This is a genomic window from Pseudomonas sp. LPH60, from assembly GCF_030718165.1.
Lineage (GTDB): Bacteria > Pseudomonadota > Gammaproteobacteria > Pseudomonadales > Pseudomonadaceae > Aquipseudomonas > Aquipseudomonas danubii.
In genome coordinates this window covers 102,965-119,099 of record NZ_JAVAJH010000008.1, presented here as the reverse complement: position 1 = coordinate 119,099, position 16,135 = coordinate 102,965, and the positions used below count along the sequence as shown (strand labels likewise).

At 61.9% G+C, this 16,135-nt stretch carries 16 protein-coding genes; 9 read left to right on the top strand and 7 right to left on the bottom strand.

Annotation, left to right across the window (positions count from 1 at the left end; translation table 11 throughout):
- The first annotated feature begins 101 nt into the window (after nucleotides 1–101).
- A complete protein-coding gene (locus Q8O96_RS25795) occupies nucleotides 102–269 on the top strand; it encodes a DUF2474 domain-containing protein (RefSeq protein WP_102865421.1) in 168 nt (55 codons plus the stop codon).
- A gap of 65 nt (nucleotides 270–334) precedes the next feature.
- Here the strand turns inward: Q8O96_RS25795 and Q8O96_RS25790 are convergent, their stop codons facing one another.
- A complete protein-coding gene (locus Q8O96_RS25790) occupies nucleotides 335–1,459 on the bottom strand; it encodes a methyltransferase (RefSeq protein ID WP_115580979.1) in 1,125 nt (374 codons plus the stop codon).
- A gap of 214 nt (nucleotides 1,460–1,673) precedes the next feature.
- Here Q8O96_RS25790 and Q8O96_RS25785 point away from each other — a divergent pair, with 214 nt between their 5' ends.
- Complete coding sequence (locus Q8O96_RS25785) at nucleotides 1,674–2,450, top strand: ferredoxin--NADP reductase (RefSeq protein ID WP_102865423.1); 777 nt, start codon at nucleotides 1,674–1,676, stop codon at nucleotides 2,448–2,450.
- A gap of 49 nt (nucleotides 2,451–2,499) precedes the next feature.
- Here the strand turns inward: Q8O96_RS25785 and mscL are convergent, their stop codons facing one another.
- Complete coding sequence (gene mscL / locus Q8O96_RS25780; protein ID WP_102865424.1) at nucleotides 2,500–2,913, bottom strand: large-conductance mechanosensitive channel protein MscL; 414 nt, start codon at nucleotides 2,911–2,913, stop codon at nucleotides 2,500–2,502.
- Between the two features lie 287 nt (nucleotides 2,914–3,200).
- Between mscL and katB the strand changes: the two genes are divergently transcribed.
- The 4 genes from katB (at nucleotide 3,201) to Q8O96_RS25760 (ending at nucleotide 7,545) form a co-directional block, all read left to right on the top strand.
- Nucleotides 3,201–4,742 carry a catalase KatB gene (gene katB, locus Q8O96_RS25775; protein WP_115580978.1) on the top strand — a complete coding sequence of 514 codons (1,542 nt, stop codon included), beginning with the start codon at nucleotides 3,201–3,203 and terminating at the stop codon, nucleotides 4,740–4,742.
- Nucleotides 4,743–4,809: 67 nt separating this feature from the next.
- Nucleotides 4,810–5,370, top strand: coding sequence for an ankyrin repeat domain-containing protein (locus Q8O96_RS25770; RefSeq protein ID WP_115580977.1), 561 nt, complete (start codon nucleotides 4,810–4,812; stop codon nucleotides 5,368–5,370).
- Nucleotides 5,371–5,415: 45 nt separating this feature from the next.
- Complete coding sequence (gene radA, locus Q8O96_RS25765) at nucleotides 5,416–6,783, top strand: DNA repair protein RadA (RefSeq protein ID WP_025129215.1); 1,368 nt, start codon at nucleotides 5,416–5,418, stop codon at nucleotides 6,781–6,783.
- Nucleotides 6,784–6,816: 33 nt separating this feature from the next.
- A complete protein-coding gene (locus tag Q8O96_RS25760) occupies nucleotides 6,817–7,545 on the top strand; it encodes a hypothetical protein (RefSeq protein ID WP_371826210.1) in 729 nt (242 codons plus the stop codon).
- A gap of 16 nt (nucleotides 7,546–7,561) precedes the next feature.
- On the opposite strand, the gene Q8O96_RS25755 is transcribed toward Q8O96_RS25760, so the two are convergent.
- Nucleotides 7,562–7,930 (bottom strand): PilZ domain-containing protein, encoded by a 369-nt coding sequence (locus Q8O96_RS25755; RefSeq protein ID WP_115580976.1) that lies wholly within the window; start codon nucleotides 7,928–7,930, stop codon nucleotides 7,562–7,564.
- 286 nt (nucleotides 7,931–8,216) lie between these two features.
- Here Q8O96_RS25755 and Q8O96_RS25750 point away from each other — a divergent pair, with 286 nt between their 5' ends.
- The 3 genes from Q8O96_RS25750 to yjiA all read left to right on the top strand — a co-directional run bounded on the left by Q8O96_RS25750 (nucleotide 8,217) and on the right by yjiA (nucleotide 11,583).
- Nucleotides 8,217–10,283 (top strand): carbon starvation CstA family protein, encoded by a 2,067-nt coding sequence (locus Q8O96_RS25750; protein ID WP_102865428.1) that lies wholly within the window; start codon nucleotides 8,217–8,219, stop codon nucleotides 10,281–10,283.
- A 16-nt stretch (nucleotides 10,284–10,299) separates the two neighbouring features.
- Nucleotides 10,300–10,497, top strand: a complete 198-nt coding sequence (locus tag Q8O96_RS25745) for a YbdD/YjiX family protein (protein ID WP_007937254.1) — start codon at nucleotides 10,300–10,302, stop codon at nucleotides 10,495–10,497.
- Between the two features lie 114 nt (nucleotides 10,498–10,611).
- Entirely contained in the window at nucleotides 10,612–11,583 is a 972-nt protein-coding gene (yjiA, locus tag Q8O96_RS25740) for a GTPase (protein WP_102865429.1), read from the top strand.
- A 23-nt stretch (nucleotides 11,584–11,606) separates the two neighbouring features.
- Here yjiA and Q8O96_RS25735 read toward each other — a convergent pair whose 3' ends face one another.
- The 4 genes from Q8O96_RS25735 to glyA all read right to left on the bottom strand — a co-directional run bounded on the left by Q8O96_RS25735 (nucleotide 11,607) and on the right by glyA (nucleotide 16,064).
- Nucleotides 11,607–12,314 carry a GntR family transcriptional regulator gene (locus Q8O96_RS25735; RefSeq protein ID WP_102865430.1) on the bottom strand — a complete coding sequence of 236 codons (708 nt, stop codon included), beginning with the start codon at nucleotides 12,312–12,314 and terminating at the stop codon, nucleotides 11,607–11,609.
- 37 nt (nucleotides 12,315–12,351) lie between these two features.
- Entirely contained in the window at nucleotides 12,352–13,065 is a 714-nt protein-coding gene (locus Q8O96_RS25730; protein WP_102865431.1) for a FadR/GntR family transcriptional regulator, read from the bottom strand.
- 79 nt (nucleotides 13,066–13,144) lie between these two features.
- Entirely contained in the window at nucleotides 13,145–14,458 is a 1,314-nt protein-coding gene (locus Q8O96_RS25725) for a C4-dicarboxylate transporter DctA (protein ID WP_102882270.1), read from the bottom strand.
- A gap of 352 nt (nucleotides 14,459–14,810) precedes the next feature.
- Nucleotides 14,811–16,064, bottom strand: a complete 1,254-nt coding sequence (gene glyA / locus Q8O96_RS25720) for a serine hydroxymethyltransferase (RefSeq protein ID WP_102865433.1) — start codon at nucleotides 16,062–16,064, stop codon at nucleotides 14,811–14,813.
- Between the last annotated feature and the right edge of the window lie 71 nt (nucleotides 16,065–16,135).

The window sequence follows — 16,135 nt, the reverse complement described above, 5'->3', positions numbered from 1 at the left end:
CTTGCCGGCGAACAGGCCCTTGCACCTTGTGCCTGGCTGGCCGGCGCTTTCACTGGCCAGCCAGCCCCGGCGAGGGTTTGGGTCAAGCAGGAGTTGAAATCATGAGCGATAAACACTCTTTGCAGGAAATCGAACAGGCGGAAAAACAGCCCCTGTGGCGGCGCCTGGGCTGGCTGGCGATGATCTGGGGTGGCAGTGTGCTGGCCCTGTTCGTGGTGGCCAGCCTGATGCGCATGTTCATGAGCGCCGCGGGCCTGACTACCCACTGATCATCCCATCCCGTGCCTTGCGGCGCGGTTTCAACCCTCCGCCAGCGGAGGGTTTTTTTTGCCTGTTACTTGCGCGCTTTGAGGATCACGAACTTGGGCGTGGCCGCCACTTGTTCGACGCCGCGGAACAGCCGCGCCAGCTTGCTGTGATAACCCAGGTGACGGTTGCCGACGATATACAGCGCACCGCCCACCACCAGGGCTTCCCGGGCCTGCTGGAACATGCGCCAGGCGAGGAAGTCGCCCACCACCTGCTGCTGGTGGAACGGCGGGTTGCACAGCACCACGTCCAGGGACTGCGGCGCCTGACCGGCCAGGCCATCGCCGGCGCGCATCTCGGCTTCGCGCTCGCCCAGCAGTGCCTGCCAGTTCTCCCGTGCCGACTGCACGGCCATGAAGGATTCGTCCACCAGGGTGTAGTGGGCCTGGGGGTTGTCCAGGGCGCTGGCGATGGCCAGCACGCCGTTGCCGCAGCCCAGGTCCGCGACCCGGGCGCTGCCGAGGTTCTGTGGCAGATGCGGGAGGAAGGCGCGGGTGCCGATGTCCAGGCCTTCGCGGCAGAACACGTTGGCGTGGTTGAGCAGCTCGATGGCCGGCTGCTCCAGGCGATAGCGGGTCGGGTAGGGCGATGCGACCGGCGGTCTGGCTTCTGGCGTGGCGACCAGCAGGCGGGCCTTTTTCACCGCCAGGGAGGCCTGCACCGGGCCGATGTAGCGCTCCAGCAAGTCACCGGCGGCGCGGGGCAGGTGCTTGACCATGGCCGCCGCCACGACCTGGGCGCCAGGGGCCAGTTGTCCCTGCAGGCGGATCAGCTGTTCTTCCAGCAGGGCCAGGGTCTTGGGCACGCGAATCAGCACCCGGTCGAAGGGGCCGTGCAACGGCTCGCTGGCCGGTATCACCCGCAGGGCGTCGAAGGGCAGGCCGTTGCGCACCAGGTTCTTTTCCAGGGCCAGGGCGCCCAGGTACGAATCGCCGCTGCTGCTGACCTGGACCTTGCCCAGCAGGCTTGCAGCCAGGGCGCCGAAGCTGTCGTTGAGGATCAGCACCCGGGTATCGCTGGTCGGTTGCTGCTCGGCCAGATGGTTGAGCAGGTATTCGTCCGCTGCGTCGAAGGCTTGCAGCGGCTCGTTTTGCTGTTCGGGCTGGCGGATCAGGTCGAGCTGGGCGAAGGGGCTTGCAAGCAGGGGCATGGGGCGGACTCTAGGTAATCGGTGAATGTCCCGGCGGTGGGGGCTGTCGCGCGCACGGGAACCCTCGAACAGCGCAGGCGCGGGCCGTTCGAAGCGGGGCTAAATGGTACGTTTTTTTGCCGGGGATTGCCCGCGCTCTATGCCACTACAAACCGCCGGTGTTTCTGTCCGGCGCTTTGCGGGACACTAGCGCATCGCTTTTGTGGAGCCCGTCATGACCGCCAGTGAAGAAAAGTACACTCGCCAGACCCTGCTCGAGGTCCAGCCGCTGACCTCCAGCTTGTTCACCCTGCGCACCACCCGGGATGCGGGTTTTCGCTTTCGCGCCGGGCAGTTCGCTCGTCTCGGGGTGACCAAGGCCGATGGCAGCACGGTATGGCGCGCCTATTCCATGGTGTCGTCGCCGTTCGACGAGTTTCTCGAATTCTTTTCCATTGTGGTGCCCGGTGGCGAGTTCACCAGCGAGCTGAGCCGCCTGGAAGTGGGGGACAGCCTGTTGGTGGATCGTCAGGCCTTTGGCTATCTGACCCTGGATCGTTTCGTCGACGGTCGCGATCTCTGGTTGTTATCCACAGGCACCGGGATTGCGCCGTTCCTGTCGATCCTCCAGGACTTCGAGGTCTGGGAGAAATTTGAACGCATCATCCTGGTCTACAGCGTGCGCGAGGCCAGGGAGCTGGCTTATCAGCAGTTGCTTGCCGAGTTGCCGCAACGTGAGTACCTGGCCGAGTTCGCGCATAAGTTGCAGTTCATCAGCACCGTGACCCGCGAGCAGCACCCGGGCAGCCTCAATGGGCGCATCACCCAACTGATCGAGAACGGCGAGCTGGAACGCGCCGCTGGCGTGGAACTGACCCCCGAGCATTCCCGGGTGATGCTCTGCGGCAACCCACAGATGATTGACGACACCCGTGCGCTGCTCAAGCAGCGAGGGATGAACCTGAGCCTGAGTCGACGGCCGGGGCAGGTGGCGGTGGAGACTTACTGGTAACCAAAACGGCGCCTTGGGGGCGCCGTTTCTTCGAGTGCTGAAGCCTGTATCAGGGCTTGTTGTTCTGCGCCTTGAGCAGATCGCGGATCTCTCCCAGCAACTCTTCTTCCTTGGTCGGTACCGGTGGCAGGGTAGGGGCCACGGCTTCTTCGCGTTTCAGGCGGTTGATGACCTTGACGCCCATGAAGATGGCGAAGGCGATGATGAGGAAGTCGATGATGCTCTGGATGAACTTGCCATAGGCCAGAACCACCGCGGGTGTATCCCCTGCCGCCGCTTTCAGCGTGACTGCCAGGTCCCCGAAGTTCACCCCACCGACCAACACGCCGATGGGCGGCATGACCACGTCGCCGACAAAGGACGAGACGATCTTGCCGAACGCGGCGCCGATGATGATACCCACGGCCATATCGACCACGTTACCTTTGACCGCGAAGGCCTTGAACTCACTTAGCACGCCCATAGGTTATTCCTTGTTACAGATGAGGTTGGTTACGGCAGTGTAATTCAGCAAAAAGCATTTTGCCGACACAACTTTTAACAGCACGCGAGGTTATTGACCGATAAACAGGCAAAGAGTTTTTTCAAAGTGCCATCGGATCGCGCGCGATATACCCCGCATTTGACGAGATAACCAGAACATTCTGTCAATCGATGGGTTATGGCCTTTCTATTTATCTTTCAAATGTTTAGTCACTAGCCTCTAGCAGGCGCACCGAGATGCGCCTTATATAACTAGAGGAATTCAACATGACCGCTTCTCTTGGCCTTGGGAGTTTTTCCCAGCGACGCGTACTGGGCGTGCTTGCCGCCAGTCTGCTTTCCCTTTCCGTACAGGCCGCCACGCTGACTCGCGACAATGGCGCGGCAGTGGGCGATAACCAGAATTCACAGACCGCAGGCGCCACCGGCCCGGTGTTGCTGCAAGATGTGCAACTGATCCAGAAACTTCAGCGTTTTGATCGCGAGCGCATTCCAGAGCGCGTGGTACACGCCCGTGGCACCGGCGCCCACGGCACCTTCACCGTCACCGACAACCTCAGCGACCTGACCCGTGCCAAGGTGTTTGCCGCCGGCGAGGTGACTCCGGTATTCGTGCGTTTCTCGTCGGTGGTGCATGGTAACCACTCCCCGGAAACCTTGCGTGATCCACGGGGTTTCGCCACCAAGTTCTATACCGCAGAGGGAAACTGGGACCTGGTCGGCAACAACTTCCCGACCTTCTTCATTCGCGATGCCATCAAGTTCCCGGATATGGTGCACGCGTTCAAACCCGATCCGCGTACCAACCTGGATGATGACTCGCGACGTTTTGATTTCTTCTCTCATGTTCCCGAAGCCACTCGCACATTGACCGAGCTGTATTCCAACTCCGGAACTCCGGCCAGTTACCGGGAAATGGATGGTAATGGGGTGCACGCCTACAAGTTGATCAACGCCAAGGGTGAAGTGCACTACGTGAAGTTTCACTGGAAGAGTCTGCAAGGTCTGAAGAATCTCGATCCGAAACAGGTGGTCGAGGTACAAGGGCGTGATTACAGCCATATGACCCATGACTTGGTAACCCACATTAATAAAGGGGACTTTCCCAAGTGGGACTTGTATGTCCAGGTATTGAAACCCGAAGACTTGGCCAAGTTTGATTTCGATCCCCTGGACGCCACCAAGATCTGGCCGGATGTACCCGAGCGCAAAGTGGGACAGATGGTGTTGAACCGTAACCCCGCCAACGTCTTCCAAGAGACTGAGCAAGTGGCCATGGCCCCGTCCAACCTGGTACCGGGGATCGAGCCGTCGGAAGACCGCCTGCTGCAAGGCCGGGTGTTCTCCTATGCCGATACCCAGATGTACCGCATCGGCGCCAATGCTCTGCAACTGCCGATCAACGCACCGAAGAATCCGGTGAACAACGGCAACCAGGACGGTGCGATGAACCTGGGCCACACCAGCACGGGGGTCAACTACCAGCCGAGCCGCCTGATGCCCCGCGAAGAGCCGCAAATCGCGCGTTACAGCCAGCTGGCACTGTCGGGCAGCACCCAGCAGGCGAAGATCCAGCGCGAGCAGAACTTCAAGCAGGCCGGTGATCTGTACCGTTCCTTCAGCAAGAAGGAACGTCAGGACCTGATCGACAGCTTTGGCGGCTCCCTGGCCACCACCGATGACGAGAGCAAGCACATCATTCTGTCGTTCCTGTATAAGGCCGACCCGGAGTACGGCACCGGCGTGACCGGTGTGGCCAAGGGCGACCTGACTCGGGTCAAGGCGCTGGCGGCCAAGCTGAGCGATTGATCGAGCGCGTTTCACTCCGTCACGCCCGCCTGGGCGTGACGACTTTTTCCGACAGAGGAGTCGCGCCATGCGTCTTTTTACAGCGCTGCTGTCAGCGGCCTGTTCGTTTGCCGCCTACGCGCAGCCGGCGGCCGAACCCGCGACCGCCGCCGACCCGGTGGCGGTCAAGGTGCAGCTGGAACACTACTATTTCGATGCCGCCCGCCGGGGCGATGTGGAAATGCTCGACACCTTTATCGAGGCTGGTTACTCCCTCGATACCCAGGATGAAAAGGGCTACACGGCATTGATCCTCGCCGCTTATCACGGCCAGGGTCTGGCAGTGGAGCGCCTGCTGGACGCCGGCGCCAATGCCTGTGCCCAGGACAAACGCGGCAACACGGCGTTGATGGGGGCGATCTTCAAGGGCGAGGTGCAGATCGCTCGGCGTTTGCTGGCGACCGATTGCAGTCCCGATCAGCGCAATGGCGCCGGGCAGACGGCGGCCATGTACGCCGGGTTGTTCAAGCGGGTCGAACTGTTGGACGCCTTGGCCGCCAAGGGCGCTGACCTGAATGCCGAAGACCCGCTGGGCAATAGCGCCACGCGTCTGGCCAGCGGGCAGATACGCACCACGGCGCCGCGCTGATCGGTTCCAGCTGAGCTATCATCGCGGTTTTTGCCGGGGGTTCAGATGGCCAAGGCCAAGCGCATGTACGGCTGCACCGAGTGCGGCTCCACCTTTCCCAAATGGGCCGGGCAATGCGGTGAGTGCGGGGCCTGGAACACCCTGACCGAGACCATGATCGAAAGTGGCGGCGCCGCGGCACCTGCCGGGCGCACCGGCTGGGCCGGGCAGCAGGCGCAGATCAAGACCCTGGCGGAAGTCAGCGTCGAGGAAATCCCGCGTTTCTCCACTGCCTCCGGCGAACTCGACCGGGTGCTGGGCGGTGGCCTGGTGGACGGATCGGTGGTGCTGATCGGCGGCGATCCGGGGATCGGCAAGTCGACCATCCTGCTGCAGACCCTGTGCAACATCGCCACGCGCATGCCGGCCTTGTACGTCACCGGCGAGGAGTCCCAGCAGCAGGTAGCGATGCGCGCCCGGCGGTTGGGCCTGCCCCAGGATCAGTTACGGGTGATGACCGAGACCTGCATCGAAACCATCATCGCCACCGCTCGGGTGGAAAAACCCAAGGTCATGGTGATCGACTCGATCCAGACCATCTTCACCGAACAGCTGCAATCGGCTCCCGGCGGCGTGTCCCAGGTGCGCGAGAGCGCGGCCTTGCTGGTGCGTTACGCCAAGCAGAGCGGCACGGCGATCTTCCTGGTGGGCCACGTGACCAAGGAAGGCGCCCTGGCCGGGCCGCGGGTGCTGGAGCACATGGTCGACACCGTGCTGTATTTCGAAGGCGAGTCCGACGGCCGCCTGCGGTTGCTGCGGGCGGTGAAGAACCGTTTTGGTGCGGTCAACGAGCTGGGTGTGTTCGGCATGACCGACCGCGGTCTGAAGGAGGTGTCCAACCCTTCGGCGATTTTCCTCACACGAGCTCAGGAAGAAGTGCCCGGCAGCGTGGTGATGGCCACCTGGGAAGGCACCCGGCCGATGCTGGTTGAAGTCCAGGCGCTGGTGGATGACAGCCACCTGGCCAATCCGCGCCGGGTCACCCTGGGCCTGGATCAGAACCGCCTGGCCATGCTGCTGGCGGTGCTGCACCGCCACGGCGGGATTCCGACCCATGACCAGGACGTGTTCCTCAACGTGGTGGGTGGGGTCAAGGTGCTGGAAACCGCCTCCGACCTGGCGTTGATGGCCGCCGTGATGTCGAGCTTGCGCAATCGTCCGCTGCCCCATGACTTGCTGGTGTTCGGTGAAGTCGGCCTGTCCGGTGAAGTGCGTCCGGTGCCCAGCGGCCAGGAGCGTTTGAAAGAGGCCGCCAAGCACGGCTTCAAACGGGCCATCGTGCCCAAGGGCAATGCGCCGAAAGAGTCGCCGCCGGGCTTGAAGATCATTGCCGTGACCCGCCTGGAACAGGCGTTGGATGCGCTCTTCGAATAAATCGAGCTGGGCTCTCATGGAAGGAAGCAGGTAATGGGCATGACAAAGTTGAAGGGCTGGTGGCTGGGCCTCAGCCTGCTGTGTGGCAGCGGCTTTGCCGTGGCGCAGCCGAGCGAGGTGCCCGAGGGCTATCGCGTGGCCCAGCAAGTGCTGGTGGGCGATGGTTCGCTGCTGGAGGTGCTGGAGGATGTGCGCATCACGCCGCAACTGCACGCCGACAGCTGGGGCAATGGCTTGGACGCCGACAGCTTTGCCCAGTCCGAGGACGATCACCCGACCACGCCCTTGGGCGCTCAGGTGCGCCTGGTTTCCGACAGCGGCGAGGTGCTGGCGCAGAAGCCCCTGGACTATCCCCTGGCCACGGTGGAAAAGGCGCCGCTCAACGGCCTGCCATCGCCGGCGTTTTTCCTCACTGTCGACCAGACCGCCCCCATGGGCAGCTACAGTGGTCCGGCCACGCAAGTGCTGATGCCGCAGCAGGGTCAGCTGGACTCGGTGCTCTATCTGGGGGAAGGAGGGGAAAGGCAGCCGCTGGTGTTCGCCCAGACTGGCAAGGCGGCGTGGCGGATCGTGCCGTCCCGGGAAGGGGGCACCGAAAGCATCCAGCAGGTGTCATCGGCGTCGACGATGGAGAACGAAGAGTTCATCACCACCTATCGCACCTTCCGTTATGTCGACGGCCAATGGACAGCATCTTCGCGGCAGCAAGCGGGTTACTGGGACACGGAAAGCGACTTTCCCGAAACCGCGCTGTTCCCCTGAACACGGGTGCTTTTGATCAAATACTGATCAGTGCACCCAGTTCCCGCTCCAACTCCTCGGGGTCCCCAAGGTTCAGCTCGATCAACCTCCTGAGGTGTTCGATGGACTCCAGGCCGATGTGCAGGCAGACGAAGCCCAACTGACCGTTATGGTCGTGGGCCAGTTGCACATCCATACGCACGTCGGCATCGAGGCCCAGGTGAACATCGGCTTCGAAGGGGCGGTTGGGATCTCCGAGCCAGGGATCGGGGCGTTCGATCAACAGTCCCTTGAGGGACAGGTCCAGCAGCCGCACCGGCCAGCGGTGGGTGCCTTGACTCAGTTCAGTCGTGGCATCGAAGGCGATGCGTTTGAAGCGTCGGCGTTCGGCGTGTTGCTCGCTCATGGGCTGGCCCTCTGCGTGGTGCACTGACTATAGACCCCGGTTTATGACTGTCGCTACAAAGCCATCGGACCGCAAAAAAAATGCAATGCCGCCGTGCTCGCGGCTTGCCGGACGAATGGGGCTGATTCAGGGTTTTGTGGCGGTGCGCCTTGCGCAGAAAAATGTCCCAAAAAATGCCGCTCACAAGATAAAAGAAGGCTCTAGACCAACGTGGGGGGTGGTCTTTGAGAACAGTAGCGCTACACTCGAAATGCTGTTTTTCTATCCCCCTGGCCGGAATAAAAAAATGAAAAATAATAATAGCCTGCTGCGCCATGTCCCTTGGCTGCTGCTGGCAATCGTAGGAGCGTGCGCCCTCGGCGTAGTTGCATTGCGTCGCGGCGAGGCGATCAACGCCTTGTGGATTGTGGTGGCCGCGGTGGCCATCTATCTGGTGGCGTACCGGTACTACAGTCTGTTCATTGCCAATAATGTGATGCAGCTGGACCCACGTCGGGCCACTCCCGCCGTGCTCAACAATGACGGTCTGGACTATGTGCCGACCAATAAACACATTCTCTTCGGTCACCACTTCGCGGCCATTGCCGGCGCCGGTCCCTTGGTGGGCCCGGTCCTGGCGGCGCAGATGGGCTACCTGCCCGGTACCCTGTGGCTGATCGCCGGGGTGGTCCTGGCCGGTGCGGTTCAGGACTTCATGGTGCTGTTCCTGTCCACCCGACGTAACGGCCGTTCCCTGGGCGACATGGTTCGTGAGGAAATGGGGCGTATTCCCGGCACCATTGCGCTGTTCGGCTGCTTCCTGATCATGATCATCATCCTCGCGGTACTGGCGCTGATCGTGGTCAAGGCCCTGGCCGAGAGCCCGTGGGGCATCTTCACGGTGATGGCGACCATTCCGATCGCGGTGTTCATGGGCGTGTACATGCGCTACATCCGCCCGGGCCGCATCGGCGAGATTTCGTTGATCGGCGTTCTATTGCTGCTGGGTTCCATCTGGCTGGGGGGGCAGGTGGCCGCCGATCCGGTCTGGGGCAAGATGTTTACCTTCACCGGCATCCAGATCACCTGGATGCTGATCGGCTACGGTTTTGTCGCCGCGGTGCTGCCGGTGTGGCTGATCCTGGCGCCCCGTGACTATCTGTCGACCTTCCTCAAGATCGGTACCATCATCGCCCTGGCGATTGGCATCCTGATCACCATGCCCGAGCTGAAAATGCCGGCCCTGACCCAGTTCACCGATGGCACTGGCCCGGTATGGAAAGGCGGCCTGTTCCCGTTCCTGTTCATCACCATCGCTTGTGGCGCGGTGTCGGGCTTTCATGCGTTGATCTCCTCGGGGACCACGCCCAAGCTGCTGGATAACGAAGCCAATGCCCGCTACATCGGCTACGGCGGCATGCTCATGGAGTCCTTCGTAGCGATCATGGCCATGGTCGCGGCTTCGGTGATCGAGCCTGGCGTTTACTTCGCCATGAACAGCCCGGCGGCCATCGTCGGCGGTGATGTGGTGGCCGTGGCGCAGACTGTCAGCAGTTGGGGTTTTGTCATCAGCCCGGAACAACTGCAGGCGGTGGCCAAGGACATCGGTGAAAACACCATCCTGGCCCGTGCCGGTGGGGCACCGACCCTGGCGGTGGGTATCGCGCAGATCCTCCACCAAGTACTGCCGGGTGAGAACACCATGGCGTTCTGGTACCACTTCGCGATCCTGTTCGAAGCCCTGTTCATTCTGACCGCGGTGGATGCCGGTACCCGTGCCGGTCGTTTCATGCTCCAGGATTTGCTGGGGTCTTTCGTTCCAGCGCTCAAACGCACTGAATCCTGGACCGCCAACCTGATTGCTACCGCCGGTTGCGTGGCCCTGTGGGGCTACCTGCTGTACCAGGGCGTGATCGATCCGCTGGGTGGCATCAACACCTTGTGGCCGCTATTCGGCATCTCCAACCAGATGCTGGCCGGTATTGCCCTGATGCTGGGCACCGTGGTCCTGATCAAGATGAAGCGCCAGCGCTACATCTGGGTCACCCTGCTGCCGGCTGTCTGGCTGCTGATCTGCACCACGACTGCAGGCTTCATCAAGCTGTTCGACGCCAACCCGGCGATCGGCTTCCTGTCGTTGGCGAAGAAATACAGCGATGCGATGGCCAATGGTCAGATCCTCGCTCCGGCCAAGGACATCACGCAGATGCAGCACGTGATCTTCAACGCCTACACCAACGCGACCCTGACTGCCTTGTTCCTGCTGGTGGTGTTCAGCATCCTGTTCTACGCGCTCAAGGTCGGTATCGCGGCTTGGGGCAGCAAGGAACGTACGGATAAAGAATCGCCCTACCAGGCTGTGCCTGACGCGTAACCCGAGGATTGCAACCATGTTCAATGACCTGAGTCGCCTCGGTAAATACCTCGGTCAGGCCGCGCGCCTGATGGTCGGCATGCCCGACTACGACAACTACGTCGAGCATATGCAAACCAAGCACCCGGACAAGCCGGTGATGTCGTACGAGGCGTTCTTCCGTGAACGCCAGGAAGCGCGGTACGGCGGCAAGGGCGGTCCGAAGTGCTGTTGAAGTACAGCGTGTAAGCCACACCCATGTAGGAGCCGGCTGCTCGGCGATAGCGCTCTGATTGACGCCATCGTCGGTCAGCCGGCTCCTACGTTTTTATGCGTGGGAGATCCTGTTTTGCAAAATCCTATTCCCGTCACCGTGCTCAGCGGTTTCCTCGGCGCCGGCAAGACCACTTTGCTGCGTCATCTGCTCAAGGCCGAGCACGGTTTGAAGATCGCCGTGATCGAGAATGAGTTCAGTGATGCCGGTATCGACACCCAGCTGCTGGGGGACGAGCCGGTCCAGGTCATGACCCTGTCCAATGGCTGTGTCTGCTGCACCATCCACACCGACCTGACCAAGGCCCTGTATCTGCTGCTGGAGCGCCTGGACAGTGGCGAGATCGCCTTTGATCGACTGGTGATCGAGTGCACCGGATTGGCCGACCCGGCTCCGGTGGCGCAGACCTTTTTCATTGATGAAGAGTTGCGTGAGCGCTACATCCTCGACGGCATCATCACCCTGGTGGATGCCAAGCACGCCGAGTTCCACCTGACCCAGACCATCGCCCAGGCGCAGATCGGCTTTGCCGACCGGCTGCTGGTGAGCAAGCGCGACCTGGTGGATGAGCAGACCTTCGAGGCCCTCAGCCAGCGCCTGACGCGGATCAACCGCCGGGCGCCGATTCGCCTGGTGGAGCACGGCCGGATCGATCTGGCGGAACTGCTGGATGTGCGGGGCTTCAACTTGAATGCTGATCTGGGCGGCGGCATCAGCCTGCGTCCGGTGAGCCCGGCACCCTCGGTGGATCGGATTTCCAGCCTGGTGCTGCGCACTGAACAGGCCCTGGATCTGGATCGCCTCAGCGAGTTCATGAATGAGCTGCTGGAGGATCATGGCAAGCAATTGTTGCGTTACAAGGGCGTGCTGAACGTGATCGACGAGCCACGGCGCATGGTGTTCCAGGGCGTGCTCAAGCTTTACGGCTTCGACTGGGATACCGAATGGGCTGAGGGCGAGGCGCGGGAGAGTGTGATGGTGTTCATTGCCGACGATCTGCCGGAAGAGAAGATCCGGCAGGGCTTCGAGAAGATGCTGGGGGGCTGAAGTCCTCGCTGGCCAGCCGACTCCTACAGGTCGGCGGGCGCTGTGCCTAGCAGGCGTTGTTCCAGGTGATCCAGGTGGCGGTTCATCAGGGCTTCGGCCTTTTCGACGTCAGCCGCCTGTAGCGCATCGATGATCGTCGCGTGCTCTTGCCAGGCGCAGCAGTGGCGGGCGCGGCCTTCAAACTGGGCGATGGCCAGGGAGGTCAGCGGCACCAGGCTGCCGAGAAACTGCGCCAGTGGGGCGTTGCCGGCCACTTCAGCCAGTTGCAGGTGGAACTCCCCGGACAGGCGGATGGCCGGACCGCGTTGGTCGCGCTCAATGGCTTCACGTTCCCGGGCGATCAACTGTCGCAGGGACTGCAACTGGCGCCGGGGTTGCTGGCAGGCCAGGCGCACCAGGGTGATTTCCGTCAGGCGCCGGGCGTGCAGGATCTGCCGGGTCTGCTCCAGGTCAGGAGCCGCGACCTGGGGGCGGTAATTGGGCCGCAGGATCACCACTTGCTGGTGGGACAAGCGCGCCAGGACCTGGCGGATGATGCTGCGGCTGACGCCGAAGGCCTGCCCGAGGCTGTCTTCGGTGAAGCGGCTGCCGGGTGCGATGCGCTGTTCGAGAATGGCGTCGAAGATCTGTGGATAGACATCATCGACCAGCAGTTTTTTTTCGCCGCACTGACGCCGAGGCAGGCTGGCCACCAGGGTGAAGGGGTTGTTTTTCAGGGCGTAGCTGACCATGGCCTGTCTCCAGTCCAGTTGCTGACTCGGGGGTTGATTACAGGGCGTTGGAGCCCAGGTGATCGTCCGGAATATTCAGTTCGATGCCCATGCGCTGGCCTTCCTGGAGGATGTGCCGACGCATCTCGGCGCTGGCCAGGGCGCTGTTCTTGTTGCGGATCGCCCGCACCACGGCTTCATTTTCTTCCAGGCGTTCGGCCAGGTGCTCCGGCGAATTGCGCAGGATCTGCGCACTTTGCTTGAGGGCATTGCTGGTCTGTTGCACCACGTTCTGGAAGATCGGGTTGCTGGTCAGGGTGAACAGTTCTTCGTGGAAGGCGATGTAGGCATTGACCCCGGCTTCGCTGTCATTGGCCTCCAGGGCTTCGCGCATGTCCATCAGGGTCAGGCGCAGCTGGCCGACTTCCTTGCTGCTGATGGATTGCGCCACCAGCCCGACGATGAAGGGCTCCAGGGTGTAGCGCAGTTGCAGCACGTCCTCGAGGCTGGCGCCGGCCACGCTGCGCTCGGCACCTTGGGCTTCGCTCTGGGGCGCATCCAGCACCACCACGCCCTTGCCAGGCATGGAGCGCACCAGGCCCAGGGTTTCCAGGACGATCACCGCTTCGCGCAGGCTGGGGCGGCTGATGCCCAGTTGCTCGGCCAATTCACGTTGCCCGGGCAGCATGTCGCCGGAGCGCCACTGGCCTCGGGCAAGGGCCGCCCGGAGCTTTTCTACCACTGAATTCACAACCGTTGACGAGCTGATCACTGTTGACTCCATGAGCTATCGGTAGCGCGCTGTTGCCGCGCTGATTGTTGTGCCTGCCGTCGGCAGGCACAAGGTTGGATCAAAATTCCTGCTGGTGGGCACCGGCCACCGGTTTTCGCGCCTGGAAGGTATAGCCCTGTTGACCACTGAGCACCTTGTTGGCCCGTTGCACGTCGATGTCCTTTTCCCAGCGGGCGATGGCCACGGTGGCCACGCAGTTGCCGATCAGATTGGTCAGGGCGCGACCGATGCCCATGAACCAGTCCACGGCCAGCACCAGCACCAGGCCCACCACCGGAATTGCCGGGATCGCGGTCAGGGTCGCGGCCAGGATCACCAGGGCCGAACCGGGAATGCCATGGGCGCCCTTGGAGGTGATCAGCGACACCAGGAGGATGGTCAACAGGTCCGACATGGACAACGGCGTGCCGGTGGCATTGGCGATGAAGACGATGGCCAGGGTCAGGTAGATGGAGAAACCATCCAGGTTGAACGAGTAGCCGGTTGGAATCACCAGGCCCACGGTGGAGCTGCCAATGCCCAGGTGCTCCAGCTTGCGCATGATCTGCGGCAGGACGGCGTCGGAGGAGGCGGTGCCGAGAACGATCAGCAACTCTTCGCGCAGGTATTTGAGGAAGGGCAGCATGCGCAGGCCCGACAGGCGCATGACCAGGCCGAGGATCAGCGCGACGAAAGCGACGCAGGTCAGGTAGAACAGGCCCACCAGGCTGCCCAGGTGCTGCAGCGAATCCAGACCGTATTTGCTGGTGGTGAAGGCGATGGCGCCGAACACGCCGATGGGCGCCAGGCGCACGATCATGCCCATGATGCGGAAGATCACGTGGCTCAGTTCATTGATCAGCCGGGAGATGCCGGAGGCGGCTTCGCCCACCAGGTTCAGGGCACTGCCGAACAGCACCGAGAACAGCAGCACCTGGAGGATATTGTTCTCGGCAAAGGCGCCGATCACCGAGGTGGGGATCAGGTCCATGAGGAACTGGGTGGTGGTGTGCATGTGCTGGCCGCGTTGAGCGATATCGCCCATGTCGGCGGTGGACAGCTGCTCCAGGTGAATATTGGCGCCGCTGCCGATGCCGGTGCTGAAGGCCATGACCAGGCCGATCACCAGGGCGATGGTGGTGAGGATCTCGAAGTAGATCACTGATTTGAGGCCGATGCGGCCGACCTTCTTCAGATCGCCGGCGCCGGAGATGCCGCTGACCACCACGCAGAACACGATCAGGCCGATGAGCATCTTGATCAGCTTGATGAAGCCGTCGCCCAGTGGTTTGAGTTGTGAGGAGTATTCGGGGAGGGTGAGGCCGCAGACGATGCCAAGCATCAGTCCGAGCACAACCTGGAGGAAAATCGAGCGCGAGCACCATCTGAGCATGGGGAGGAATCCTGGTCGGTGTCCTGTCTGCCGTGTGCGGGGGAGCACAGCGGACGGAGGACTTAATTATTGTGGTCTTACCGGTATGTCCAGTGCAGGCGCAGTCTACGCTCGGGTTTTATGGGTTTACAAGAGGCTGAACGAAAATTGGCTTTACCGGTCTGACCAGTGGTTTTTCCTCCCCTGGCCACTGTAGCCGCTGCCGTAGGCTGCGATCGGCTGGAACGGCCGCCCGAGTATCTTGCGTTCGCAAGACCTCGCAGGCTCCTTTCAGCGCCTGGTGCGGCGGCCATCCAGGCACAAAAAAGCCCGGCGCTGGGCCGGGCTTTTTCTGTTGCGGTCTGCGGGCTGATTAAGCGCCGTATACCGGCAGCTTCTTGCAGATGGCCTTGACCTTCTCACGCACGGCGTCGATCACCGCTTCGTTGGACAGGTCCGCCAGGATGTCGCAGATCCAGCCGGCCAGTTCCTTGCACTCGGCTTCCTTGAAGCCACGGGTGGTCACAGCCGGAGTACCGAAGCGCAGGCCGGAGGTGACGAACGGGGAACGTGGGTCGTTAGGCACGGAGTTCTTGTTCACGGTGATGAACGCTTTGCCCAGAGCGGCGTCGGCGTCTTTACCGGAGATGTCCTGCTTGATCAGCGACAGCAGGAACAGGTGGTTCTTGGTACCACCGGAAACCACGTCGAAACCGCGTGCGATGAACACTTCGGCCATGGCTTGGGCGTTCTTCACCACTTGTTCCTGGTAGGCCTTGAACTCAGGCTGCAGCGCTTCCTTGAAGCAGATCGCTTTAGCGGCGATCACGTGCTCCAGCGGGCCACCCTGGGCGCCCGGGAATACTGCGGAGTTCAGCTTCTTCTCGATGTCGGCGTTGGCGCGAGCCAGGATCAGGCCGCCACGTGGACCGCGCAGGGTCTTGTGGGTGGTGGTGGTGACCACGTCGGCGAATGGTACTGGGTTCGGGTAGACGCCAGCGGCGACCAGACCGGCCACGTGGGCCATGTCGACGAACAGGTAGGCACCGACCTTGTCAGCGATTTCGCGGAAACGCGGGAAGTCGAGGATCTGCGAGTAGGCGGAGAAACCGGCCACGATCATTTTCGGCTTGTGCTCAAGGGCCAGGCGCTCGACTTCGTCGTAGTCGATCAGGCCGTTGGCGTCGATGCCGTACTGAACAGCGTTGTACAGCTTGCCGGAGGAGGAAACGGCAGCACCGTGGGTCAGGTGACCACCGTGGGCCAGGCTCATGCCCAGGATGGTGTCGCCGCCTTGCAGCAGGGCCAGGTAGACCGCTGCGTTGGCTTGGGAGCCGGCGTGTGGCTGGACGTTGGCGTAGTCGGCGCCGAACAGCTCCTTGGCGCGATCAATGGCCAGTTGCTCAACCACGTCGACGTATTCGCAACCGCCGTAGTAGCGCTTGCCTGGGTAGCCTTCGGCGTATTTGTTGGTCAGTACCGAGCCTTGAGCTTCCATCACCGCTGGGCTGGTGTAGTTTTCCGAAGCGATCAGCTCAATGTGCTCTTCCTGACGCTGAGCTTCTTGCTCCATGGCGGCAAAGAGATCGGCGTCGTACTTGGCAATAGTCAAATCACGGCTGAACATGGCGGTCCTCAAGGATCGGGGGCAGAAAGGGGAGGCATTCTAACCCAATGGGTTTTAGATGGCATATGAAA